20 protein-coding genes and 1 tRNA gene are annotated in these 23933 nt (G+C 65.1%); 11 read left to right on the forward strand and 10 right to left on the reverse strand.

Translation table 11 applies throughout. The features are described 5' to 3' along the window. Positions 1–2: 2 nt before the first annotated feature. The 3 genes from V6M50_RS10835 to V6M50_RS10845 are packed head-to-tail and all read left to right on the forward strand — an operon-like array spanning position 3 to position 2418. On the forward strand, positions 3–1211 hold the full coding sequence (locus V6M50_RS10835) for a trans-sulfuration enzyme family protein (protein ID WP_332818572.1): 1209 nt from the start codon (positions 3–5) through the stop codon (positions 1209–1211). 17 nt (positions 1212–1228) lie between these two features. Then, positions 1229–1630: a Co2+/Mg2+ efflux protein ApaG gene (gene apaG, locus V6M50_RS10840; RefSeq protein ID WP_332818573.1), complete on the forward strand. Its 402-nt coding sequence runs from the start codon at positions 1229–1231 to the stop codon at positions 1628–1630. Beyond that, positions 1627–2418 carry a LysR family transcriptional regulator gene (locus V6M50_RS10845; RefSeq protein WP_332818574.1) on the forward strand — a complete coding sequence of 264 codons (792 nt, stop codon included), beginning with the start codon at positions 1627–1629 and terminating at the stop codon, positions 2416–2418. The genes apaG and V6M50_RS10845 overlap by 4 nt, the downstream gene beginning before the upstream one ends. 47 nt (positions 2419–2465) lie before the next feature. Here the strand turns inward: V6M50_RS10845 and V6M50_RS10850 are convergent, their stop codons facing one another. Then, positions 2466–3788, reverse strand: coding sequence for a serine hydrolase (locus V6M50_RS10850; RefSeq protein WP_332818575.1), 1323 nt, complete (start codon positions 3786–3788; stop codon positions 2466–2468). 134 nt (positions 3789–3922) lie between these two features. Beyond that, complete coding sequence (gene parE / locus V6M50_RS10855; RefSeq protein ID WP_332818576.1) at positions 3923–5902, reverse strand: DNA topoisomerase IV subunit B; 1980 nt, start codon at positions 5900–5902, stop codon at positions 3923–3925. A 169-nt stretch (positions 5903–6071) separates the two neighbouring features. Here parE and V6M50_RS10860 point away from each other — a divergent pair, with 169 nt between their 5' ends. Beyond that, positions 6072–6905, forward strand: a complete 834-nt coding sequence (locus V6M50_RS10860; RefSeq protein WP_332818577.1) for an outer membrane protein — start codon at positions 6072–6074, stop codon at positions 6903–6905. A 54-nt stretch (positions 6906–6959) separates the two neighbouring features. Here V6M50_RS10860 and V6M50_RS10865 read toward each other — a convergent pair whose 3' ends face one another. Both V6M50_RS10865 and V6M50_RS10870 read right to left on the reverse strand, forming a co-directional pair. Then, positions 6960–7358, reverse strand: coding sequence for a PaaI family thioesterase (locus tag V6M50_RS10865; RefSeq protein WP_332818578.1), 399 nt, complete (start codon positions 7356–7358; stop codon positions 6960–6962). Beyond that, the gene (locus V6M50_RS10870) at positions 7355–8050 is read right to left on the reverse strand and encodes a GcrA family cell cycle regulator (protein ID WP_332818579.1); all 696 of its coding nucleotides are present in this window, start codon (positions 8048–8050) and stop codon (positions 7355–7357) included. Before V6M50_RS10870 ends, V6M50_RS10865 begins: the two co-directional genes overlap by 4 nt. A gap of 124 nt (positions 8051–8174) precedes the next feature. Between V6M50_RS10870 and V6M50_RS10875 the strand changes: the two genes are divergently transcribed. Next, positions 8175–9059, forward strand: a complete 885-nt coding sequence (locus tag V6M50_RS10875) for an ABC transporter permease (RefSeq protein ID WP_332818580.1) — start codon at positions 8175–8177, stop codon at positions 9057–9059. A 7-nt stretch (positions 9060–9066) separates the two neighbouring features. On the opposite strand, the gene hspQ is transcribed toward V6M50_RS10875, so the two are convergent. Beyond that, positions 9067–9441: a heat shock protein HspQ gene (hspQ, locus tag V6M50_RS10880; RefSeq protein ID WP_332818581.1), complete on the reverse strand. Its 375-nt coding sequence runs from the start codon at positions 9439–9441 to the stop codon at positions 9067–9069. A 180-nt stretch (positions 9442–9621) separates the two neighbouring features. Here hspQ and V6M50_RS10885 point away from each other — a divergent pair, with 180 nt between their 5' ends. Further along, entirely contained in the window at positions 9622–10251 is a 630-nt protein-coding gene (locus tag V6M50_RS10885; protein ID WP_332818582.1) for a Yip1 family protein, read from the forward strand. Positions 10252–10317: 66 nt separating this feature from the next. Here V6M50_RS10885 and V6M50_RS10890 read toward each other — a convergent pair. Then, positions 10318–10407: transfer RNA gene (locus V6M50_RS10890), tRNA-Ser, on the reverse strand. A gap of 161 nt (positions 10408–10568) precedes the next feature. After that, the gene (locus V6M50_RS10895; protein WP_332818583.1) at positions 10569–13799 is read right to left on the reverse strand and encodes an amidohydrolase family protein; all 3231 of its coding nucleotides are present in this window, start codon (positions 13797–13799) and stop codon (positions 10569–10571) included. A 148-nt stretch (positions 13800–13947) separates the two neighbouring features. On the opposite strand from V6M50_RS10895, the gene V6M50_RS10900 reads away from it, so the two are divergent. The 5 genes from V6M50_RS10900 to V6M50_RS10920 all read left to right on the forward strand — a co-directional run bounded on the left by V6M50_RS10900 (position 13948) and on the right by V6M50_RS10920 (position 19561). Next, positions 13948–15126 (forward strand): CaiB/BaiF CoA transferase family protein, encoded by a 1179-nt coding sequence (locus V6M50_RS10900; RefSeq protein WP_332818584.1) that lies wholly within the window; start codon positions 13948–13950, stop codon positions 15124–15126. Between the two features lie 75 nt (positions 15127–15201). Continuing rightward, the gene (gene yghU, locus V6M50_RS10905) at positions 15202–16077 is read left to right on the forward strand and encodes a glutathione-dependent disulfide-bond oxidoreductase (RefSeq protein ID WP_332818585.1); all 876 of its coding nucleotides are present in this window, start codon (positions 15202–15204) and stop codon (positions 16075–16077) included. Positions 16078–16347: 270 nt separating this feature from the next. Next, the gene (locus tag V6M50_RS10910; protein ID WP_332818586.1) at positions 16348–16947 is read left to right on the forward strand and encodes a hypothetical protein; all 600 of its coding nucleotides are present in this window, start codon (positions 16348–16350) and stop codon (positions 16945–16947) included. Positions 16948–17125: 178 nt separating this feature from the next. Then, the gene (locus tag V6M50_RS10915; protein ID WP_332818587.1) at positions 17126–18319 is read left to right on the forward strand and encodes an acyl-CoA dehydrogenase family protein; all 1194 of its coding nucleotides are present in this window, start codon (positions 17126–17128) and stop codon (positions 18317–18319) included. A 102-nt stretch (positions 18320–18421) separates the two neighbouring features. Further along, positions 18422–19561, forward strand: coding sequence for an acyl-CoA dehydrogenase family protein (locus V6M50_RS10920; protein ID WP_332818588.1), 1140 nt, complete (start codon positions 18422–18424; stop codon positions 19559–19561). A gap of 194 nt (positions 19562–19755) precedes the next feature. Here the strand turns inward: V6M50_RS10920 and V6M50_RS10925 are convergent, their stop codons facing one another. The 3 genes from V6M50_RS10925 to V6M50_RS10935 are packed head-to-tail and all read right to left on the reverse strand — an operon-like array spanning position 19756 to position 23775. Further along, the gene (locus V6M50_RS10925) at positions 19756–22329 is read right to left on the reverse strand and encodes a TonB-dependent receptor (protein ID WP_332818589.1); all 2574 of its coding nucleotides are present in this window, start codon (positions 22327–22329) and stop codon (positions 19756–19758) included. Positions 22330–22331: 2 nt separating this feature from the next. Further along, positions 22332–23264, reverse strand: coding sequence for a FecR family protein (locus V6M50_RS10930; RefSeq protein WP_332818590.1), 933 nt, complete (start codon positions 23262–23264; stop codon positions 22332–22334). Continuing rightward, on the reverse strand, positions 23254–23775 hold the full coding sequence (locus V6M50_RS10935; RefSeq protein WP_332818591.1) for an RNA polymerase sigma factor: 522 nt from the start codon (positions 23773–23775) through the stop codon (positions 23254–23256). The genes V6M50_RS10930 and V6M50_RS10935 overlap by 11 nt, the downstream gene beginning before the upstream one ends. Positions 23776–23933 lie beyond the last annotated feature (158 nt).

Here is a 23933-nt window from a genome sequence, read left to right on the forward strand (position 1 = left end):
AGATGAAGAAAACGACGGGTTTCGATCGCAGCAAGACGAAGAACTGGCACCCCGCGACGCAGGCGGTGCGCGGCGGTACGTGGCGCAGCGAGCATGGCGAGACGTCGGAAGCGCTCTTCCTGACCTCGGGCTATACCTACGACAATGCCGAGGAAGTCGCGGCGCGCTTTGCCGGCGAAGAACAGGGCATGACCTATTCGCGGCTGCAAAACCCGACCGTCGCGATGCTCGAAGAGCGCATCGCGCTGATGGAGGGCGCCGAGGCCTGCCGTACGCAGGCGACCGGCATGGCGGCGATGACCACCGCGCTGCTCTGCCAGCTGTCGGCGGGCGACCATATTGTCGCGGCAAAGGCGGCGTTCGGGTCGTGCCGCTGGCTGGTCGACCATCTCTGCCCGCGCTTCGGGATCGAGACGACGGTGGTCGACGGGCGCGACAATGATGCCTGGGAAAAGGCGATCCAGTCGAACACCAAGGTGTTTTTCTTCGAAACCCCCGCGAATCCGACGATGGACATCGTCGACATGAAGCATGTGTGCGGGCTGGCGCGGGCGCATGGCATCGCCAGCGTCGTCGACAACGCCTTTGCGACCGCGGTGCTGCAGCGGCCACTGGATTTCGGCGCCGATGTCGTTGCTTACTCGGCGACCAAGCTGATGGAAGGGCAGGGGCGCGTCCTCGCCGGCGCGGTGTGCGGGACCGAGAAGTTCATCAACGACGTGTTGCTGCCCTTCCAGCGCAACACCGGACCGAACCTGTCGCCGTTCAACGCGTGGGTGGTGCTGAAGGGGCTCGAGACACTCGACCTGCGGGCGCGGCGCCAGTCTGAAAATGCGCTGAGCGTCGGCAAGGCGATTGAAGGCCGCGTCGCGCGCATGCTCCACCCTGGCCTTCCGAGCCATCCGCAACATAATCTGGCGATGAGCCAGTCAAATGCGTGCGGGCCGATCTTCTCCTTCGTCCTCGACGGTGGGCGCGAGCAGGCGATGGCGTTCCTCAACGCGCTCGAGCTCGTCGATATCAGCAACAATATCGGCGACTCGCGCAGCCTCTGTTGTCATCCGTGGTCGACCACCCACTATGGCGTCAGCGAGGACGCGCGCATCGATATGGGGGTGGTCGAGGGCATGCTGCGGATCAATATCGGGCTCGAGGACCCACGCGACATCATCGCCGACCTGGACCAGGCATTGACCAAGGTCGGGCTTTAGTGGAGTCTGTGCGGGCGATGATCGACTCCTTCTTTCCCTTTGCGGCGACCACCGGGTCGATCACCGTCCGCGTGTCGGTCAGCTATCTGCCCGAGCAGTCGCACCCGGCGCTCGGCCGCTGGTTCTGGGCCTATCATGTGCGGATCGAAAATCACGGCGAGGTCGCGGTGCAATTGCTCAGCCGTCATTGGCGGATCAGCGACGGGCGCGGCCAGATGAGCGAAGTCGAGGGCGAGGGCGTCGTCGGCGAACAGCCGCTGATCGGACCGGGCGGCGCGTATGACTATGTTTCGGGCTGTCCGCTGTCGACCCCCGAAGGATCGATGGTCGGCAGCTATGCGATGGAGATGGGCGACGGATCGCAGATGCTCGTCGCGATCCCGCATTTCCCGCTCGTGGCGCCCGCGACCGCGTCATGAAGCGCACCCACCTGCCGCTCAACGCCCTGCGCGTCTTCGACGCCGCTGCCCGGCACCTGAGCTTCACCCGCGCCGCCGATGAGCTGGCGGTGACCCCCGCCGCGGTGGGGCAACAGATCCGCGCATTGGAAGATATGCTGGGCGTCGTGCTGTTCCGGCGCACGCCCAAGGGGCTCGAGCTGACGGGTGAGGCCGATGCCGGGCTCGACGCGCTGCGCCAGGGCTTTTTGCAGTTCGAGGAATCGGTGCGCGCGATGCAGGCTGGGCAATCGTCGCAGTCGCTGACGATCGCCGCGCCGCGCGACCTCACTGCAAAATGGCTCGCGCCGCGGCTCGCACGGTACAGCCAGCAGGCGCCCGACGTGCGCTTTACGTTGGTGTCGGCCGATGGCGGGATCGATTTTACCGAAGCCAACCTCGATCTCGCGATCTTCTGGACCGACAGCGCGGGCGAGCATGAAGGCGTGGCGCTCGCTGACGCGTTGATGGTGACCGTCGCGGGCCCCGGGAGCAGCAGTGACACGCGGATTGCCTGGCCGGGCTGCCCGGTCGCCGACGGCGAGCCCGCGCTGCGGCTTGGCGACGCCGGGTTGGCGATCGACGCGGCAGCGAACGGGCTGGGGCAGGCCAATGTGCCCGCGATGCTGGCGGAGGCCGACATCGCGGCGGGCCGTGTGCGGCAGGTTGGCGATGAGTTTGCCGTGAAACGCGGCTATTGGCTGGTCGCGCCGACGCCGCAATGGCGGCAGGCGAAGGTAAAGGCGCTGGTTGCGGCGTTGACGGGGTAAATCTCCCTAACCTCGTCATCCCGGCGAAGGCCGGGATTTCGCCTTAGCTACTTCGCTGCCAGCGCCAGCAGCCGCGTCACCAGCCCGACCAATGGCTCGGTTGCGACATTGGCGTCGGAGTTGTTCCAGCTGGCGGTGACGACGAACCACTTGCCATCCGATTTGCGCTGACCGAGCAGGCTCATCGACAGCACGCCATTCTCCGACCCGCCCTTGTAGCCGAGATAGCGCCAGTCAGCGGCCGCGACGGGGCCGACGCCATTATTGATTGCCATCGCGGCGAGCAGCGGTTTCGACTGACGTGCGCGCAGGTCGGCCATCACGCGCGCGATGTCGTTCGGGCTGGCGAACCATTCGAGGCTGTCGATGAAGCGCGGCCCCGCGGTGAAGCTGACCCCGTCGACATTGGCGAGCGTGAGGCGGTCCTGATTGCTCTCGATGAGCCTCCGCTGCGCCGCATCGTCGCCCTGGATGAAGAGCGGGCGCAGGTCGTTGAAATTATTGCCCTTGAGCGCAAAGGCCTCAACCGTCGTGAGCAGCGGGATGTTGCGCGACGGGTCGCTATGCCCCGCGGCACGCATCCGCGCCTCGATCGGCTCGCGGCCGAGCAGGTGGATCAGCGTGTCGGTGGCGCCATTGTCGCTGACCGAGATCATCCAGTTGGCGAACGTCTGGAGCGTAACGGGTGTATCCTTGGGCCAGTTCGCGGTGCCCGCCGACGAAAAGCTGAAATGCGACAACGGCGCGACGTCGGACCATTTGCGCTTGCCCGCCGTGACCTGCGCCGCGAGTTCGCCCAGGATATAGAGCTTGATCGTCGAGCCGACGGCGAATTGCCGGTCCGCGTTGGCCGAGGCGAGGGGGCGGATGCCGGCCTCGCCCAGTTCGGCGACGAGAAACCCGGTCTGTCCGGGCAGCGTCGCGATTTCGGCCGAAACCTTGGCGTAACTGTCGTCGGCGACTGTAAAGCCGGTCACGCGAAGGCCGGTGACGCGCGCATCCGCCGTGGCGCCGACGTCGAGCAGGACCGTCGCGACACCCTTTTCGAAGCGTAGCAGGATCGTGCCCGAACGGCCGTCGGCCGACGTCGCCTTTTGGGTCGCGACCGGACGGCCATATTGCGCGATCAGGCTGGCGGTGATCGCCTGGAACTGCGCCTCGGGGATCGCCGCCTGGAACGACGGATCGAAATAGTCGGCGAAGGCGATCTTTCCGCCGAGCAGGTCGACGAGCTGCGCGGCGCGGCGGTCGAAGGCTGTGGTTGTTGGCGCTGGTGTAGTGGCCTCGCGCGATTGGGCAGTTGCGCCGGAAATAGGAAGAGCGGCTCCCAGGAGTGCGGCGCAAAGCAAGGTGTCGTGAACGGCCTTCATCGCTCCATATTATCCGTTCGCCCTGAGCTTGTCGAAGGGCCGTTCTGTTCTTCGGCGCTGCCCGAAAGAAGTACGGCGCTTCGACAAGCTCAGCACGAACGGGTCGGAGTGAGAGGCGATGTGATCCTGCCTCGTCAGGCGTCGATCGCCGCCTCGTCGAGCGTCGCGGCATTGGCCTGGATGAACTGGAAGCGGTGTTCGGGGTGTTTGCCCATCAGCCGGTCGACCAGATCCTTGACCAGATGGCGCTCCTCATATTCCTGCGGCAGCGTGACGCGCAGCATCGAGCGCGTCGTCGGGTCCATTGTCGTTTCTTTCAATTGGTTGGGGTTCATTTCTCCCAAGCCCTTGAAGCGGCCGACGTCGACCTTCTTGCCCTTGAACTGCGTCGCCTCGAGCTCGGCGCGGTGCGCATCGTCGCGTGCATAGGCTGAGGTGTTGCCCGAGGTCAGGCGATAGAGCGGCGGCTGCGCCAGATAGACATGACCGCGCCGCACGATGTCGGGCATTTCCTGGAAAAAGAAGGTCATGAGCAAGGTCGCGATATGCGCGCCGTCGACGTCGGCGTCGGTCATGATCACGATCTTCTCATACCGCAGCCGGTCGGCGTCGCAATCCTTGCGCATCCCGCAGCCCAGCGCGAGCGCGAGGTCGGCGATTTCCTGGTTGGCGCGGATCTTGTCGTTGCTGGCGCTCGCGACATTCAAAATCTTGCCGCGGATCGGCAGGATCGCCTGCGTCTTGCGGTCGCGCGCCTGCTTGGCGCTGCCGCCGGCGCTGTCGCCTTCGACGATAAATAATTCCGTGCCTTCGGGGCCGTGGTTCGCACAATCCGTGAGCTTGCCGGGCAGGCGCAGCTTGCGCCCGCTCGTCGCGGTCTTGCGCTTGACCTCGCGTTCGGCCTTGCGCTTCAGCCGTTCGTCCATCCGGTCGAGGACGAGGCCGAGCAGCGCGCGGCCGCGGTCCATATTGTCCGACAGGAAATGGTCGAAATGGTCGCGCACCGCATTCTCGACAAAGCGCGCGGCCTCGGGGCTCGACAGGCGATCCTTGGTCTGGCTCTGGAACTGCGGTTCGCGGATGAAGACCGACAGCATCATCTCGCCGCCGTTGAACACGTCCTCGGCGGTGATCTGCGTGGCCTTTTTCTGGCCGATCAGCTCGCCAAAGGCGCGCAACCCCTTGGTCAGCGCCGAACGCAGGCCGGCTTCATGCGTACCTCCCGCGGGTGTGGGGATGGTGTTGCAATACCAGCTGTAGCTTCCATCGGACCACAAGGGCCAGGCGATCGCCCATTCGGCGCGACCCTGATCGTTCGGGAAATCCTGCCGTCCGATAAAGGGTTCGGCGGTTGCGCATTCGCGCGTACCGATCTGTTCCGTGAGATGATCGGCAAGGCCGCCGGGGAACTGGAAGGTCGCCTCGGCGGGCGTGTCGTCGCCGATCAGCTCGGGCGCGCATTTCCAACGGATTTCGACGCCGGCGAAGAGATAGGCTTTGGAGCGCGCCATGCGATAGAGGCGCTGCGGCTTGAAGCGGCCGTGATCGCCGAAGATTTCGGGATCGGGGACGAAGCTGACGCTCGTCCCCCGCCGGTTGGGGGTCGGGCCGAGTTCTTCGAGCCCGCCGAGCGGGGTGCCGCGAGAGAAGCGCTGGCGATAGAGTTGCTTGCTGCGCGCGACCTCGATCTCGGTGTCGACCGACAGCGCGTTGACGACGCTGACTCCGACGCCGTGGAGGCCGCCCGAGGTCGCATAGGCCTTGCCCTCGAACTTGCCGCCCGAATGGAGCATGGTCATGATGACCTCGAGCGCCGATTTGCCGGGGAATTTCGGATGCGGGTCGACCGGCATGCCGCGGCCATTGTCGATGACCGTCAGCCGGTTGCCGACGTCGAGCGTGACTTCGATGCGGTTCGCGTGGCCCGCGACCGCCTCGTCCATGCTGTTGTCGATCACCTCGGCGGCAAGGTGGTGCAGCGCGCGCTCGTCGGTTCCGCCGATATACATGCCGGGGCGCCGGCGGACGGGTTCGAGCCCTTCCAGCACCTCGATCTGCGAAGCGTTGTAGCTTTCGGTGGCGGGGTTCGCGGCGTCGAACAAATCGTGACTCATGATGTGGCTATAGGGGGCGGGAAAGGCCGCTGGCAAGGGCGGTTTTGGCCCGCCTCGTGCGTCACGCCGGCGGCTCCGTTCGTCCTATTTCGGTGTGGGAAAGGAACTTTGGGTGCATGCACGGGTTTTCGACGCTGACTGCAAAGTCATTCAAAAAGTGGAGTAAAAAATGAAAAAAGTCTCTCTCCTTGCCGCGGTTGCGGCCAGCGCCATGGCGATGCCGGCGATGGCCCAGGACGGCCGCGACACCGCGCAGGATTTCAACGGTCCCTATGTCAGCATCGTCGGCGGCGGCACGCTTCAGGGAAGCGATCGCGGCGAAACGCTGGTCTTCGATACCAACCGCGACGGCACCTATGGCGATACCGTGACAACGACAACCGGCGCCGATGCCTTTTCGCCCGGTTTCTGTAATGGCGCCGCGACGGGCACGGCCAACCTTGGCTGCCGCAACGATAAGGACGGCCCGGAATATTACGCACGCGCCGGTTATGACAAGCGCATGGGCAACTTCGTCGTCGGCCTCGTGGTCGAAGGCGGCCGCAGCCACGCGCGCGATAGCGTCAGCGGCTTTTCGACCACGCCCGCGCGCTACACGATGAGCCGTGAGGCCGATTATCAGGCCGGCGCCCGCCTGCGCGCCGGTTACACCCCCGGCGGCGGTGCGCTGTTCTATGTGACGGGCGGCGGTGCCTATGCGCGCCTCGACAACAAGTTCACGACGAGCAACGGCGCCAACAGCTTTGCCGACAATGGCAAGACCAATGGCTGGGGCTATGCCGCGGGCGGCGGTGCCGAGGTCATGGTGACCAACAACATCTCGGTCGGCCTCGAGTATCTGTACACCGATCTCAAGGACAAGGACTATGTCGTCAACGTCGGCCCGGGCACCGCGCCGCCCACCAATCCCTTCCTGCTGAATGGCGGCGGGACGGATATCCAGCGCAGCAACCCCCACTTCCGTACGCATAGCGTGCGTGGTTCGCTGAGCTTCCGCTTCTGACCTCTTGGGAGCGGGAACGGGAGGCGTCGGGTCGCAAGACCCGGCGCCTTTCGCTTATCCGGTGGCGGGCGCCGCGAAAATCGCGAAATTGCCGTTCGCGCTGCTGACGAGACGGCCGTCCTGATAGAGCCGCGCGTCGATATTCGCGACGCGCTTGCCGCGATGCAGGACCTCGGCCTCGCAGGTCAGCCGGCCTTCGCCGACGCGGACATGATAGTTGAACTTGATTTCCATCGTCGCGCACCACTGATCGTCGCCCAGCACGCTGGACAGCGCGCCGCCCATTGCCGTATCGGCGAGCGAATAGGCGACGCCGCCGTGCGCGGCGCCTTGCGGGTTGAAATGCCGCTCGCGCTCAACGTCGATCGCCATGGTACAGCGTCCGTCGCGGCGCTCGACCATTTGCAGACCGAGCGCGCGGGCGAATTCAAACTCCTGCGCAAACGGCCTCACCGGACGCGCGGGCCTCCGAAGGGCGGGGGCGGGGGCGGACGGCGCGTGCCGCGCGGCAGCTGCGCCTGATAGGCGCGGCCGCAATGCTCGACGCAATAGGGGAAGCCGGGATTCACTGCTTCGCCGCAGAAATGGAAATCGGGTTCGCCCGGATGCCCCATCGGCCAGCGGCAGATGCGGTCGTTGAGGTCGAGCAGGGTCGTCTTGTCGGCGATCTCGGGGCTCGGCTTCGCGGGCACCAGCCGGCGCGGCGGCGCGGGCGGGATCGGCGCCTGCTGATCGCCGGGGCCCTGGCGGATGAAACCTCCGGGGCCGATCGAAACGATGCGCGGCGCGTCGGCCTTCCGCGGGGCGTCATCCGGCGCCGCTTCGGCTTCGGATGTCCCGTCGGCGGTCGCCTTCGGCTCGGGCTTGGGCGCCGCGGCAGCAGGACGCGGGGCGACAGGCGCGGCGGCGCGCGGCGCCGAAACAGGGGCGGCAGGTTTCGGCGCGGCGGGTGCCGCAGCCTTGACGGGCTTGGCCTTCTCGGCCGCCTTCACGGGCGACGGGCGCGATTTCAGGCCGAGGCGATGCGCCTTGCCGATCACGGCATTGCGGCTCACACCGCCAAGTTCGTCGGCGATCTGGCTGGCAGTCAGCCCCTTTTCCCACATGTTGCGCAGGCTTTCGATGCGCTCGTCAGTCCATGACATCTTCTATTCCTTATCATTCCACGCCGCGGGCGGCTCGACGATCCGCGTTGTCGATCCTTTGGGGACCGGCACCAGTCGCTGCCCAGCTTGCGGTAAGATCGGGGAGGCGATAGGCGAGAACGCCATGAACGACCAGCCCCAAATTTCGCGCCCGGAGTCGGGCAAACCCTCGAGCAATTTTGCCGCAGTTCCCAGTTTTGCGGAACCCGGCGTACCGCATATCCACACGCTGAACGTGCCGGGCATGCAGGCCCTATATGTCAAGGAGGTGCGGCGGTTTTTCAAGGTCCAGCTGCAAACTATCTGGGCCCCGGCGATCACCACCCTCCTGTTCCTCGTCATTTTCACCGTCGCGCTGGGCGGCGCGGGGCGCACGGTCATCGGCGTTCCCTTTGCCGATTTCATCGCGCCGGGGCTGATCATGATGGCGATGCTGCAAAACAGCTTCGCCAATTCGAGCTTTTCGCTGCTCGTCGGCAAGATCCAGGGGACGATCGTCGATTATCTGATGCCGCCGCTCGCGGTGGGCGAGTTGATCATCGCGCTGACCGGCGCCGCGATCACGCGGTCGATCCTCGTCGGCTGCGCGCTCTGGCTCGCGATGCTGCTCTGGCCCGGCGTGCATGTGATGCCCGATCACCTTTGGGCGGTTGCGGCGTTCGGCGTGCTCGGCGCCGCGATGCTCGGGTTCCTTGGGCTTATTACTTCGATCTGGGCGGAGAAATTCGATCATGCGGCGGCAGTGACCAATTTCGTCGTCACGCCGCTCGCGCTTTTGTCGGGCACCTTCTATTCGGTCGACCGGCTCGCGCCGTGGTTCCAGACGGTCGCGCACGCGAATCCCGTCTATTATGCCATCATGGGCTTTCGCTACGGCTTCATCGGAACGGTCGATTCGACGATCGCCAATCCGGTGACGACCGCGCTTGTTGTGCTGGTCGCGGTCAATATCGCGCTGGGACTGCTGACCTATCGCCTGCTGGCGTCGGGCTGGAAGCTGAAGGCCTGATCACGCCTTAATGGCGGTGAATGGCGCGGACGCGGTAACGGCCGCGCTCGATCCCGTCGAACATCGCCTCGATCTGCGGATGGTCGATCGGCCCGCCGTCGCCGTCGGCGACCAGATTCTGCTGGCTGACATAGGCGATATAGGCTGAATCGCCATTTTCGGCGAGCAGATGGTAATAGGGTTGCTCCTTCGCCGGGCGGATTTCCTCGGGGATTGCTTCATACCATTCGTCGCTGTTCGCAAAGACGGGGTCGATGTCGAATATGACGCCGCGAAAATCGAACATGCGGTGGCGCACAATGTCGCCCGGCGCAAAGCTGGCGCAGCCGATGAGCGGCGCGATCACGGTCGCGGGTATGTCGGAGGAGGATTCGGGTGTCATATTATCAATCTATGGCTGTTTACGCACGTTTCAAGTCCGTTACACTCCGGGCCCGGCTGCGGTTTACCGAATCAGGCTGTGATCTAGGTTACAGATGTACGAGCCCTGGGGGCTATCACGCTCCTCTGGCCTTTTGCATATCCGGATCGGGTTGTGGGCCGCGACGATCAGGGGAGACGCATGATGATTGACGTACCGCCCAATAATCCCAGCCCGGCATCGGGCATTATCCAGCGCGCGAAGGACATCCTTCTCAAGCCCAAGGAGACCTGGCCGGTTATCGCCGCAGAGCCCGCCAGCACGCAATCGATCTATGTCCCCTATGTGGTCGCGCTGGCCGCGATCGGACCGATCGCCCAATTCATCGGCATGCAGGTGTTCGGATTTACCGGGGGCGGTATCACCTATCATCCACCGCTGGTCGGCTCGCTGGTGTCGGCGATCCTCTCCTATGGGTTGGCGCTTGCGACCGTTTTCATTCTTGCCTTGGTGATCGATGCCCTCGCGCCGAGCTTCGGCGGGCAAAAGGATCAGGTCCAGGCCCTCAAGGTCGCGGCCTATTCGGCGACCGCCGGATGGGTCGGCGGCATTTTCGGGCTCGTTCCCGCGCTCGGGCTGATCGGTGTATTGTTCGGCCTTTATGGTCTCTATCTTCTTTACCTCGGCCTGCCGGTGCTGATGAAAGTGCCGCAGGACAAGGCGCTCGGTTATACGGTCGTCGTCGTCATCGTCGCGATCGTGCTGTTCCTGATCGTCGGAGCGGTCATCGCCGCAGTGACGGCGCCGTCGTTGCTCAGCATCAGGGGATAATGCTCGCCAGCCGTCCCGGCGTCGTGTCGGGGCGGCGGCCCACCTGGTGGTCAAATCAGGGAAAAATGGAGGAGAGTGAGGGATTCGAACCCTCGGTACCGTTGCCGGCACTTCGCATTTCGAGTGCGACGCTTTCGACCACTCAGCCAACTCTCCTCGCTGAGAGCAGACGCCCCTAGCGGCGGTCCGTCGCCGTTGCAACCCTCTAGTCACAAAAGCACCGTCTCAAATCGTCACCCCGGCGCAGGCCGGGGTCTCGACAGTGCATCAGGTCGCAACGGAGAGATCCCGGCCTGCACCGGGGTGACGAGAAATGGTCAGGGTTTGTCGGCTTCCCACCAATAGGGCTGGCGCTTGCGATTGCCCGTCTCGGCCTCGTTCATCGTCAGCGGATCATAGAGCCGCCCGCCGAGCATCACGCGGTGAATTTTCTCGGTGTTGCGAATATCCTGCGTCGGATCGGCGTCGAGGATCAGGAGATCGGCGAGCTTGCCCGCCTCGAGCGAGCCGACGTCCTTGGCATAGCCCAATGAGGTCGCGGGCATGATCGTCGCGGCGCGCAGCGCGTCGATATTGCTCCAGCCGCCGCGCACGAAGGACCAGATTTCCCAATGCGCGCCGAGCCCGGCTTGCTGGCCGTGCGCGCCGATCGAGACCATGCGGCCCGCCGCGGCAATCTTGCCCGCCTCGCGCGCCGAATCATCGTCGACATAGTCGCCCTCGGGCGCGATCGTGCGGCGCTTGTTGTTCGCGGCGAGTTCGGTCGGCGGGATATGCCTGGTCAGGATCGGGTGTTCCCATACATTGGTGTGTGCGCGCCAATAGGGATCGCCCGCGGGCCCGCCATAGGTGACGACGAGCGTCGGGGTGTAGTCGACCGTCGTCTGGCCCCACAGCTGCACCACATCCTTGTAGAAGACATCGAGCGGGATGTTGTGCTCGACGGTCGAATTGCCGTCCTGGATCAGCGTCACGTCCTGCGTATAGAGCGAGCCGCCCTCGGGCACGACCTCCATATTTTCGGCCTGTGCGGCTTTCACGACCATCTGGCGCTGTTCGCGGCGCGGCTGGTTATAGTTTTTGACGCTGTGTGCACCCTGTGCCTTCAGGCGGCGGACGTGCGCGAGGGCATCGTCATAGCCGTTGATCTCGGCGTAAACGCCCGCCGCCTTCGCGCCATAGATGACCTCGCCGGTCGAGAAGATGCGCGGCGCGAGGATCACCCCGGCGCGCTGCATTTCGGACGACACAAAGATTTCGGACGCGCGCGACGAGGGGTTGTGGTTCGTCGTCGTGCCCATCGCAAGGTTGACGATTTCGGACCAGTTCTGCTGCGGCACGAGCTCGTCGTCGCCGTGCGAACCGTGCGCATGCGCGTCGATAAAGCCGGGGACGATCGTCTTGCCCGCCGCATCGACGGTGACCGCGCCCGCCGGAACCGTGATCGCGCCCGCCGGGCCGACCGCGGTGATCCGGTCGCCCTCGATCATAATCGCGCCATTTTCGATAATGCCGCCGTCCTTGGCCGCCATCGTTACGATCCGGGCACCGGTGATGACGACAATGCCCTTATGTTTCGACGCCGCCTGCGTCATCGCGAGCGACACGCCGTCGGTCGGCGGGGTGAATTTCGGTGCCTTGTCGTCGACCGGCGCGTTCGCGAAGAAGCTGCCGAGGTCGGCGCTGTAGAGCGTCGGTCCGCGGCTCCAGTGGAGGCGGCTTCCGCCGTTCGACCAATGGATATAGTCGGCGCCGCTGCCGCTGACCCGCGTAACGGGCAGCGCGCCGCTCTTGGTGCCGAGCGACACATCCTGCCCGCCGGGCATCAGTGGGGTGACATAGGCGTCGTAATTCTGCCGGAAGGCGAGCGTTCGGCCGTCGGGCGAGATTTCATAGTCGCTGACGAGTTCACCATTGGCGTGAACGCGCTTGTCCTGACCGCTCAAATCGGTGCTGACGAGTTGGCTCTTGCCGTCGGCGGCGGTCACCATGAAGATGCGGTCGTTGGCGGAGCCATATTGCGGCTTGGCGCCATTGTCGGCGACGCGCTCGGGCGTCCCGCCGGTCGCGGCGACGCGGTAGATGCCGGGGTTCTCGCCCCAGCGTTCGGAGCGCAGCCCGCCGCCCGCGCGGCGTTCGAAGGCGATCGTCTTGCCGTCGGGCGAGAAGCGCGGTTCGGCATAATGGCCCGGCGTAGTGGTGATCTTGCGCGAAGCGCCGCCCGCCGCGCCGACGACATGGACTTCGCCAAGACCCGCATCGGTCCAGCGCACGAAGGTGACCGAACGGCCGTCGCGCGACCAGCTCGGCCACAGTTCGAACGCTTCATCCTTGGCCGCGGTCAGCCGCTTGGCGGAGCCGCCGGTCGCGGGTTTGACCCAGAGCTTGCCGAGCGTTTCGAACACGACAGTGCGGCCGTCGGGCGACACCTCGGCCCAGCGCGGCATCTTGGTCGTAAAGCTGTCGGGTGCGATCTCGACGGTGGGATGCGTTGCATCGATGATGACACGGTCGTCGTTGACGCTGAACGGGATCACGCGGGCCTCGCCGCCATTGCCGCTGACGCGGCGCAGCTTGCCGCCCGCCCAGAAGATGATGTCCTGGCTGTCGGGGGTCCAGCTCATGTTCGGATAGACGCCGGTCACCGCCCAGGTTTCCTGCACGTCCTGATCGAGCGCGTCATAGACCTTGCGTTCGGCGCCCGAGGCGAGGTCCTTTACGTAAAGCTTCGACTGCGTGCCTTCGCGGCGGACATAGGCCATGCGCTTGCCGTCGGGCGAGGGCGAAGGACGGACCGCGCCGCCCGAGCCCGCGGCGATCGTCGTGACCTCGCCGTCGCCCAGGTCATAGCGTTCGATGTGGAACAGGTCGGTGTTGCTGTCCTGCGCATATTCGAAGATCGGTCCCGGAGTGACGTTGCGCGTGTAATAGACGCCCTTGCCGTCGGGCGCGAAGGTGGGCTCGCCGAGTTCCTTCTGGTGCTTTTCATTAGGCTTCTTGACGAGCGGGACGCCGGCGCCGCCCGAGACATGGTAGAGCCATACTTCGCCGGTGCCCAGCGAACGGCCGGTGGTGAAATGCTTCTTCGCGGCGATGAACTGGCCGTCGGGGCTCCAGCTCGGCTGGTTGAGCAGGCGAAAATCTTCCTTCGAGAGCTGTTTCTTGTCGCTGCCGTCGTGGTTCATCAGCCAGATATTGTCGCCGCCCGCGCGGTCGGAGACAAAGGCAATGCGCTTGCCGTCGGGCGAGAAGCGCGGCTGATGCTCATAAGCGAGGCCTTCGGCGATGCGCGTCGGGGTGCCGCCCTCGATCGGCATCGTGTAGATGTCGCCGAGCAGGTCGAAGGCGATGGTGCGGCCGTCGGGCGCGACGTCGACATTCATCCAGCTGCCCTCGTCGACCGCGATCGGGACCTTGTGCGTCGTCATGCCGGGAGGCGCGTTGACGTCCCATTTTTCGGGCTTCGCATCGGCAGCGGGTGCAGTTTGCGCCCACACGGAAGTCGAACAAGCCAAAGTCGCCGCGAGGGCGAGAGCGAAGCGCGTCATGAAGCATCCCCTGTTTGAAATATTCGTATACCATATGGCTTCGCGCGGTGAGCGCAAGCGGCGGCTTTCGATGAAGCCACTGGCAGCGTCGACGAGCGGCTGCTAGCCCGGTCCCAAGCCCGGCGGAGTGCGGGCAGGGAGAGTGATCGTGCCATTGACCGGAATCCGCGTCCTCGATTTCGGCCGCTATATCGCCGGGCCCTATTGCGCGGCGTTGCTCGCCGATTATGGCGCCGACGTGATCCGGATCGAGGCGCCCGGCGGCAATGACGACCGCTATACCGTGCCGGTCGCCGCGGACGGGTCGGGCGCGATGTTCATGCAGATGAACCGCGCCAAGCGCTGCCTGACGCTGAAGCCGGGCAGCGCGGAGGGGCGCGAGATCGTGAGGCGGCTTGTCGAAACCGCCGATGTCGTGATCGCCAATATGCCGCACGACGCGCTCATCAAACTGGGACTCGACTACAACAGCCTGTCGGCGATCAACCCGCGCATCATCCTCGCGACCGCATCGGCGTTCGGCAGCGAGGGGCCGTTGGCGAGCCGGGTCGGGTTCGACGCGGTGGGGCAGGCGATGTCGGGGACGGTGCACCTGACCGGCACGCCCGACCAACCGTATCGCGCGCAGGTCAATTATGTCGATTTCGGCACCGCTCTGCACTGCGCCTTCGGGGTCATGCTGGCACTGCGCGAACGCGAGGCGACGGGGAAGGGGCAATGCGTGTCGGGATCGCTGCTCGGCACCGCGCTCGCGATGTCGAACGCGCTGACGATCGACCATGCGCTGAACGGCATCGATCGCCAGCCGATCGGCAATCGCGCCTTCAGTTCGGGGCCGACCGACATTTTCCGCGCGCGCGACGGATGGATCCTCACCCAGATCGTCGGCGCACCGATCTTTGCGCGCTGGGCGACGCTGGTCGGGCGCCCCGAACTCATCGACGATCCGCTTTATGCCAGCGACATATTGCGCGGCGACAATGGCGCGGAGCTGAGCGCGATCATGCAGCGCTGGTGCATCGACCGCACGAGCGACGAAGCCATTGCAGAACTCGCCGCCGCGCGCGTTCCGGCGGCACCGGTGCTGCGCGCGGGCGAAGCGCTGGGCCAGCCACAGGTCGCCGCGATGAGATTGGTCGAGCCGGTCGCTTATCCCGGCGCTCATAAGGACGTTCCGATGATCCGCGCGCCGATCACCCTTTCGGCCTGCGACAAGGCCGAGCCAGGCCGGGCGCCGCAGGTGGGCGAGCATAGCGACGCGATCCTCGCCGAGCTTGGTTACGATGCCGAAGCGATTTCGGCTTTGCGCGCGGATAGGATTATTTGAGCGGGCGAGGGTGGACGAGGCGGCGATCACCGTTTAAGTACCGGTCAGTATAAAATTCAACCCCAGGAGCCCGCAATGACCGACGCCCAAGAATATGTGCCGCCGACGATCTGGACCTGGGATACCGAAAGCGGCGGGCGCTTCGCCAATATCAACCGCCCGATCGCCGGACCGACGCACGACAAGGAGTTGGCCGTAGGCAAGCATCCGCTCCAGCTTTATTCGCTCGGCACGCCCAATGGCGTGAAGGTCACCGTGATGCTCGAGGAACTGCTCGCGGCGGGCCACAGCGGCGCCGAATATGACGCGTGGCTGATCAAGATCGGCGATGGCGACCAGTTTTCGAGCGGCTTCGTCGATGCCAATCCGAACAGCAAGATTCCGGCGCTCATCGACCGCAGCGGCGCGGAGCCGATCCGGGTGTTCGAATCGGGCGCGATCCTGATCTACCTCGCCGAGAAATTCGGCGCCTTCCTGCCGACCGAGACCGCCAAGCGCGCCGAGGTGCTGTCGTGGCTGATGTGGCAGATGGGCAGCGCGCCGTTCCTCGGCGGCGGCTTCGGCCATTTCTACGCCTATGCGCCGACCAAGCAGGAATATCCGATCAATCGCTATGCGATGGAGGTGAAGCGCCAGATGGACGTGCTCGACCGGCGCCTCGCGGAAAGCGAATATCTGGGCGGCGCCGACTATACGATCGCCGACATGGCGGTGTGGCCGTGGTACGGTGCGCTCGCCAAGGGGCTGGTCTATGACGCGGGCGAGTTCCTGCAGGTGCAGGATTACAAACATGTCCAGCGCTGGACCGACCAGATCGCCGCGCGCCCGGCGGTCAAGCGCGGGCGCATGGTCAACCGCGTGATGGGCGATCCGGCGAGCCAGCTGCACGAACGGCACGACGCATCGGACTTTGAGCTGCGCACGCAGGACAAGCTGGAGGCGGCCGAATAGGCGGGTTTTTCGAATGAAGGCGTGGAGCCGATCTTAGCGGCGCGTCAACTATGGGCGCTGTGCCGCTATTTCCGCGGCTTTCGCCCGGGGCAAAATCCGTAAAATACGCAAAAGCGGCGTCGGGTTCTCTCGACGCCGCTTTCATTTACCGGCCGCCATATTGGCGGACATGACAGGTCCAATCCGATTTCCTCGATCCTTCCGCAACCTTGACCTGACCGGTGCGACCCTGGCGCGCGAATCGCCGCGCTCAATCCCGCGGCAACCGACATGCTCGACGCGCCGGCGGCGAAACTGGTCGGCGCGCATCTGGCGGCCACGGTCCCCGGCCTCAAGGACAGCCTCGTCTTCCATCACCTCATCCGCATGATCGATCATCGCGAGCGGTTTTCGGGAGAGGTTCCGGACATGCTTCGTCCGCGCCAGTGGCTGCGCGTCGACCTTGTCCCGGCGCCGATCGGCGGCGCCATCGTCCTGCGCGATGTCAGCGAGGCGATGGCGGAGTTCGCTACCGGCGATGCGCGGCAGGCGATGCTGAGCGCGCTCGAAGCCGATGGCGGCATCGGCCACGCGCGGATTTCGGTGCGCGAGACGGTCGAGGCGGCGAACGACATGCTGGCCGGCCTGCTCGGCGTCGAGGCGGCCGCAATCCGCCGCGTGCGCTTTTCGGCGTTATTGGCGGTCGGCCAGCGCTCGGCCTTTGTCGAGGCGCTGGAATCGGTGTTTCGGTCGGGTGAGCCAGCGCGCGTGGCTTCGCAGTTGGTGACGCGCGAGGGATCGGCGGTCGACGTCACACTGTCGATTGCCGAGGTGCGCGGGCCTTACGCCAGCGACGGTGCCGTCGTGCTCGTCACGCGCCGCACAAATTAGAACCAGCTTCAGCTCCATTCCTCGCCTTTTTTGCCCGCTGGCGATGGCTGCGCGCGCTGGACAAGTGGCGTCGTTACGCGCAATCATCGGGTGAGGGAAAGTTGCAAGTCGCAACTTGCCGTTTACGTAAAGGTGAGCGCTCAGTATAAGGGCGCCAGTGCCCAATGGGAGATTCGTGATGGACATGGAATTCAGCCCCGAAGATCTGGCCTTCCAACAGGAAGTGCGCGACTTCATCGCCGAAAATTATCCCGCCGATTTGCGCGGAAAACAGGATGAGGGCGAAGAGCTGTCCAAGGAGGATTTCCTCGCCTGGCACAAGATATTGTACAAGAAGGGCTGGATCGCCCCCGCGTGGCCGGTCGAATATGGCGGCACCGGCTGGACCCCGACGCAGCGCTTTATCTGGTCCGAAGAGACCGCGCGCGCCGACTGTATCCGCCTGATGCCCTTCGGTCTCGCGATGGTCGGCCCTGTCATCTACACCTTCGGCACCCCCGAGCAGAAAGCCCATTTCCTGCCGCGCATCCTGTCGGGCGAGGATTGGTGGTGCCAGGGCTATTCGGAACCCGGTTCGGGCTCCGACCTTGCCTCGCTCCGCACGACGGCCGTCGCCGATGGCGATGACTATATCGTCAACGGGCAAAAGACCTGGACGACGCTCGCTCAGCACGCCGACTGGGGCTTCTTCCTCGTCCGCACCGACAAGGAAGCGAAGCAGCAGGAAGGCATCAGCTTCCTCCTGATCGACATGAAATCACCCGGGATCACCGTGCGCCCGATCATCACGCTCGGTGGCGAACATGAAGTCAACGAGGTGTGGCTCGAGGATGTCCGCGTGCCGCAATCGCAGCGCGTCTATGAAGAGAATAAGGGCTGGACCTGCGCCAAGTTCCTGCTCGCGCACGAGCGCACCGGCATCGCCGGCGTCGCGGCGTCGAAGCGCGGGATCGAGAAGGTGAAGAATATCGCGCGGACCGAACTCGACGGCGACAAGCCGCTGCTCGCCAACGCCTTTTTCAAGCGCAAGGTGGCGGAACTGGAAGTCGATCTCGCCGCGCTCGAGTTCACCGAATTGCGCAGCCTGGCGGGTCCGAACGCCGGTCGCGGCCCCGGGCCGGAATCGAGCCTGCTCAAGATCAAGGGCAGCGAAATCCAGCAGCGGCTGACCGAACTGACGCTCGAAGCCGTCGGCCATTATGGCGCACCCTATTTCCGCGGTTTTGGGGAGGGCGACAACGAACATCCGATCGGGCCCGACTATGCGCATCGCGCCGCGCCGACCTATTTCAACGTGCGCAAGACCACCATCTATGGCGGATCGAACGAGATCCAGCGCAACATCATCGCAAAGATGGTTTTGGGGCTCTGACCCAAAACCACCCCGGACTCGATCCGGGGTCTCGGGCGGCCGTGAGGACCGCTGGCGGAAATGGGCCCCGGCTTTCGCCGGGGAACGAAGAAAGAGACGACAATGGATTTCACCTACACCGAAACGCAGGACATGATCCGCGACACGCTCGCGCGTTTCCTCAGCGACACCTATGATTTCGAGACGCGCCAGAAATTCATCGCGAGCGATGCGGGCCGCGATCCCGGCATCTGGCAGGCGCTGGCGCAGGAGCTTGGCATGCTCGGCGCGGCGTTTAGCGAAGACCAGGGCGGCCTCGGCGGCGGCGCTTTGGAAAATGCGATTGTGATGGAAGAACTGGGCAAGGTGCTCGGCATCGAGCCCTATCTGCAGACCGTCGTGATCGGCGGCGGTGCGCTCAAGGCCGTCGGCGGAGCGCAGGCCGATGCGCTGATCCCCGAAATCATCGCGGGCAATGCGATCATCGCCTTTGCCTATGCCGAACCGCAGGGACGCTACGACCTCGCCAATCTTCGCACGACGGCGAAGAAGGACGGCGCGGGCTATGTGCTGAACGGACACAAGGGCGTCGTCATTGCCGCGCCCTGGGCGACGCACCTGCTCGTCACCGCGCGCACCGGTGGCGGTCCGCGCGACCGCGAGGGCGTCTCGCTGTTCCTGATCGACGCCAATCTTCCGGGCATCGTTCGCCGCGATTATCCGAACGTCGACGGCAGCCGCGCCTCGGAAATCTATTTCGAAAATGTCGCGATCCCCGGCGACGCGCTGCTCGGCGGCGAGGGCACCGGCCTGCCTTTGATCGAGCAGATTGTCGACGAAGCGACCGTCGCAGTGTGTGCCGAGGCGACCGGCGTGATGCAGAAACTGCATGAAGGCACGCTCGACTATACGCAGCAGCGCAAGCAGTTCGGCGTGCCGATCGCGAAGTTCCAGGTTCTTCAGCACCGCATGGTCGACATGTTCATGGAGGTCGAACAGGCGCGGTCGATGACGATCATGGGCGTTTTGAAGCTCGACCTGCCCGCGAATGAGCGCATGGCAGCGGTTTCGGCGGCCAAGGCGAAAGTCAGCCGCGGCGCGAACTTCGTCGGCCAGAATGCGATCCAGACGCATGGCGGCATCGGCATCACGCAGGAACTGGCGATCGGCCACTATTTCAAGCGCGCGACGATGATCGAGGGCCAGTTCGGCAGCCATGATTACCACATGGATCGATACGAGCGGCTGACGCTGGGGGATTGAACATTTGGAAATCTTTCCCCTTGATGGGGAAGAATATGTAGCCTTATCGCGAAGCGATTAAGCGAAGTTGGATGGGGGTGATGGTGCGTCCCTGCACCGTCGTTTCAGGCCGAGACCGCACCCCCACCGCTGCGACTAGCCAGCAAGCTGGCAAGTCTCGCTGCCTCCCCCATCAAGGGGGAGGGCGGACTTACTCAATAAGCCACGTCCACCGCAATCCGGAGCGTGCGCGGGCGCAGCGGCGTCATGAAACCCTCGTTGCCCTCGACAAAAGGCGTGCCGAGCGAAAAGCGGTTGCCGCGCGAATCGAACAGATTGGTCAGCGTCAGCGACACACCGCGGCGCGCGTTGCCGACGCGCATCGCGAGCCCCGTGTCGACATAATCGCCCTGACTTTCGCCGAGGACCGGGCCGATCCCGAGCCGCGACGGGCCGATATAATTGGCCCAGCCGTTCACGCGGAAATCCTGGTCGCCGATGACGGTCGCATAGTTGATCGACCCGCGGACCGTATGTTTCGCGACATTGGGAATGCGGCCGAGCCGGGCAGGCGCCGCGTCGAACACCGGCAGGATCTGCGGCGCGAGATCGTCGACGCGGCTGTGATTATAGACCGCGCCGAGTTCGAACGTCAGCGCTTCGGTCGGCCGCACCGCAAGCGCCCCCGACAGGCTGGTGATACGCCCGTCGCCGATATTGGCGGTGGTCGGGAAACCGTTGCTGTCGATGAAATCGGCCTGGATATTGCGCCAGCGGCTATGCGAGAGCGAAAGGCTCGCATCGAACAGGCTGTGCCCCTTGTCGCCGAACCGGACCCCGCCTTCCCATGTCCGCACCTGGTCGTTGAGGAAGCGCCGCACGAAATTGCCGTCGACCGCAAGGCCACCGGGGCGGAAACCTTCCTGATAGCGCGCATAGACCCGGACATTGTGCAGCGGGGTCGCGAGCAGCGAGACGGATGGCAAGAGGTCGGTTTCGTTGCGCGAGGCGGTCGTTGCGCGCTGCGCTTCGGCGACCGCGAAGGACACCCCCTCGGCGGCGCCGCCGAGCCGCGCGTGCGACAGGCGAAGCCCGCCCGACGCAATCAGGTCGGGCATCAGTTCGACGGTCGCCTCGGCATAGCCGGTGACTTCGGTGATCCGGTTGGTCACGCCGGGCAACATCGCGCTGATGCCGCGCGAGGTGACGACGCCTTGCAGTGCTTCGGGCGGACCGATAAAATCGATGCTGGCGGGCAGCGCCTTGCTGAAACCCGCAACACCGAAACCCGCGATACCGAAATCGCGCCGCTGCCGTGCGCGATTGTCGATAAAGCTCGCGCCGATCACCCAGCCGAGGCCATCGTGATAGGGACGCGACAGCCGGTTCTCGCTGACGAACATGCGGGTTTCGTTCCGCTGGTCGAGAACGCGCGGGCGGTCGATGATCAGGCTGACATTGACCGGCGAGAAGAGGCGGGTGACATCGACGCTTCCCTGTTGATCGCCGTCGGGAACGGTCGCGTCGAAGCGTTCGAACAGGCGGTGGTCGATAAAGGCGTTCGACGACTGGAAGCGGAGGTCGCCCCAATCCTTCATCACCACCACCGTCCCGAGCGCGTAGCGTGCTTTCGCATTCTGCTGGACAAGCGAATTGCGGATCAGCGGCGGCGCGTCCTTGTCGGCATATTGGGCGTCGTCGGACGTGATCGCCTGATAGATGCCGCCGAGATCGATCGTCCAGCCGTCGCCGGCCTCGAAGCGAAAGGTGCCGCGGCCGCCGCGCACATGGACGCGGTTGACGTCGTCCTGCCCGCGCAGCGGATTGTCGATGTAGCCGCCATCGGTGAGCATATAGCCAACCAGCCGCAGCGCATGGCCATTGTCGCCGACAGGGAGGTTGGCGATCGCGGCAATGTCGCCGCCCGGATCGCCATGCTGCGTCACCGAGAGCCCGGCAATCGCCTGCACCGACATCGCGCGCGGGTCGGGTGCTTTGGGCACGACGCGGATGATGCCGCCCAAGGATCCGGCACCATAGAGCGTGCCCTGCGGTCCTTCGAGGATTTCGACATTATCGATGTCATAGAGGCGCAGGTCGGGGTCGGGCGCGTTATAGCTGAGGCGGATGTCGCCGAGATATTGCCCGACGGTGGCCTGCGTCGGGCCGGTGAAGCTTGAATCGGCGATGCCGCGAATGAACAGCTTGTTGCGCCCGGACCCCAGATGGGTCGAGGAGACGTTCGCGGTCCGCGACAGGATCGAGTCCATTCCGCGTTCGCCGCCAAACGCCAAATCGCCGCCATCCAACTGGGTGGCGACGCCCGCAAAGTGCGAATAGGGAAGGTCGGTCTTGGACGCGGTGACGATGATTTCGTCGTGCGCCGCCGCGACCATATCGTTGGCGGGCTCGCGTGCCCGGGGCTGCGGCGCCTGACGCGGGGGCGGGGCGGCGCGATATGCGACGCGCGGCGGGGCCGGGCGACGTTCGATGCGCCAGCTTGTCGCGCTGACCCGCACCGCGCGGGCGTCGGATCCCGCGAGCAGCCGCCGGATCGCTTCTTCGACGCTCATCCGTCCGCGCACCGATTTGACCCGCGACTGCCATAGATTGGCATCGACGACGCTGATGCTGACCCCGGCTTGCCGGCTGATGACGGGCAGCACGCGGGAAAGATTGCCCTTGGGAACGTCGAACGCGCGCTCCTCCGCCGCCATTGCCTGCGCCGGCAGGCTCAGCAAGATCGCTGTCGCGACAGCGGAGAGACGGAGGGAAAGGCGCGGGTTCATGCTCAGCGTGTCAATATCCAGCCATTGCCCTGCCGCCGGGCCGTCGTTCCCGACAAGGCGGCGAGATCGGCGATGGTACGGCTCCGGTCCTTGTCGACGATCAGTGCGCCGCGAAAGGACAGGTTGGCGGCTTCGGGCGCGATGCGCACGCGCATCCCGGCGGTCCGCTCGAGATCCTCGGCGACGACGCCAAGCGGGGTGCCGTTATAAACGAGGAGCCCGGTGCGCCAGCCGCCAACGCTCGCGACATCGACGTCCTGCACGACCGGCGCCTTCGGGTCACCGTCGCGCGCGTCGATCCCCTTGCCGGCGACGACGCGGACCTTGTCGCGATCGGGGTTGTAAAGGACGACGCCTTCGGAAACCGCGACCGATGTCTGGCGATTGCGCCGCACGACATTGAAGGCGGTGCCGAGGTCGACGATCTTCGCGCCGCCGGCTTCGACCACGAACGGATCGTCGTCGCGGTGCACGACATGGAACATCGCTTCGCCCGATTCGAGCCGAGCAAAGCGCGGGCGATCCTTGTCGATCTCGACCACCGAGGCGCCGTTGATCTCGATCTTCGAACCATCGGCCAGTTCGATCGTGCGATGTTCGCCCGCCGCGGTTTCGATCCGGCCAGCGCCGCCGAACGGATTGAAGGTCGACAGGCCGACCACGGCGACAAGTGCGGCCGCCACAGCGCCGCCGAACCAGACGCGCCGCGAAGGCCGGCGCGGTGCGTCGGGCATGATCGCGACCGAGGGGCTGTGCGTCGGCGGCAGCGCGCCCAGGTCCTGGTCGAGGCTCGCGACCGCGTCATAGATGGCGGCATGTTCGGGGGCTTCGGCGAGCCAATCGGCAAAGCCGTCCCAGTCGGCAAAAGCGGGGTCGCGCTGGCGGATCAGCCAGTCGATCGCGCGCGCTTCGGCGTTCGCCGTGTCAGCTTGCATCGAACTGCCTCCGTATCGCAGCGAGCGCCGCATAGACCTTGCGCAGATCGGCTTCGACGGTGCTCAGGCTGACCCCCATTTCGCTGGCGATGTCGCGCTGGCCGAGACCGTCGACACGGAAGCGGCGGAAGATGCGGGCGGGGCGCTCGCCGGTGGCGCTGATCGCCGTTTCGACAAGCGCGAGCTGCTCGCGCGAGATCAGCGAGGTTTCGGTCGATGGGCTCTCTGCTGCGGAGGTTTCTCCCCACGCCGTGTCACGCAATTCGCGCTGCCGCGCCGATCGATAGCGGTCGAGCATCAGATTGTTCGCGGTGCGCATGATATAGGGGAGGGGCTCGGCAATCGGGCCCGTGCGCCGGTCGGTCAGGCGCATCCACAGATCCTGGAACAGGTCTTCGGCGCTATCGCCGGCGCCGCGCACCTCCAGAAACCGGACGATACGGTCCCGGTTGGCGAGCAATACGCCTTCGATGCCCTGTGCGGCGTCGGTTCGGTCACGCGAACTGGTCATGGATTGCTTGCTTTGGAACGCCATCTTTTGCCGGTGGGCGCCACCCCGATGTGCGCCATACGTCCCCCTGATGCAGCCGTCATATAGCGCCAATGCCCTGCGGTGCAACCGCGGCGGGGGGAGAGGGGTGATGGCCTGTGCAAGCATCGGTTTCTTCG

The organism is Sphingopyxis sp., from assembly GCF_036675685.1.
GTDB lineage: Bacteria > Pseudomonadota > Alphaproteobacteria > Sphingomonadales > Sphingomonadaceae > Sphingopyxis.

Coding starts and splice junctions, on each gene's coding strand:
- V6M50_RS10885 (WP_332818582.1), top strand. CDS start 9,622: ATGATGATTGACGTACCGCCCAATAATCCCAGCCCGGCATCGGGCATT.
- V6M50_RS10935 (WP_332818591.1), bottom strand. CDS start 23,775: ATGACCAGTTCGCGTGACCGAACCGACGCCGCACAGGGCATCGAAGGC.
- yghU (WP_332818585.1), top strand. CDS start 15,202: ATGACCGACGCCCAAGAATATGTGCCGCCGACGATCTGGACCTGGGAT.
- parE (WP_332818576.1), bottom strand. CDS start 5,902: ATGAGTCACGATTTGTTCGACGCCGCGAACCCCGCCACCGAAAGCTAC.
- V6M50_RS10915 (WP_332818587.1), top strand. CDS start 17,126: ATGGACATGGAATTCAGCCCCGAAGATCTGGCCTTCCAACAGGAAGTG.
- V6M50_RS10895 (WP_332818583.1), bottom strand. CDS start 13,799: ATGACGCGCTTCGCTCTCGCCCTCGCGGCGACTTTGGCTTGTTCGACT.
- V6M50_RS10925 (WP_332818589.1), bottom strand. CDS start 22,329: ATGAACCCGCGCCTTTCCCTCCGTCTCTCCGCTGTCGCGACAGCGATC.
- V6M50_RS10875 (WP_332818580.1), top strand. CDS start 8,175: ATGAACGACCAGCCCCAAATTTCGCGCCCGGAGTCGGGCAAACCCTCG.
- V6M50_RS10835 (WP_332818572.1), top strand. CDS start 3: ATGAAGAAAACGACGGGTTTCGATCGCAGCAAGACGAAGAACTGGCAC.
- V6M50_RS10860 (WP_332818577.1), top strand. CDS start 6,072: ATGAAAAAAGTCTCTCTCCTTGCCGCGGTTGCGGCCAGCGCCATGGCG.
- V6M50_RS10845 (WP_332818574.1), top strand. CDS start 1,627: ATGAAGCGCACCCACCTGCCGCTCAACGCCCTGCGCGTCTTCGACGCC.
- hspQ (WP_332818581.1), bottom strand. CDS start 9,441: ATGACACCCGAATCCTCCTCCGACATACCCGCGACCGTGATCGCGCCG.
- V6M50_RS10910 (WP_332818586.1), top strand. CDS start 16,348: ATGCTCGACGCGCCGGCGGCGAAACTGGTCGGCGCGCATCTGGCGGCC.
- V6M50_RS10920 (WP_332818588.1), top strand. CDS start 18,422: ATGGATTTCACCTACACCGAAACGCAGGACATGATCCGCGACACGCTC.
- V6M50_RS10930 (WP_332818590.1), bottom strand. CDS start 23,264: ATGCAAGCTGACACGGCGAACGCCGAAGCGCGCGCGATCGACTGGCTG.
- V6M50_RS10870 (WP_332818579.1), bottom strand. CDS start 8,050: ATGTCATGGACTGACGAGCGCATCGAAAGCCTGCGCAACATGTGGGAA.
- V6M50_RS10850 (WP_332818575.1), bottom strand. CDS start 3,788: ATGAAGGCCGTTCACGACACCTTGCTTTGCGCCGCACTCCTGGGAGCC.
- apaG (WP_332818573.1), top strand. CDS start 1,229: ATGATCGACTCCTTCTTTCCCTTTGCGGCGACCACCGGGTCGATCACC.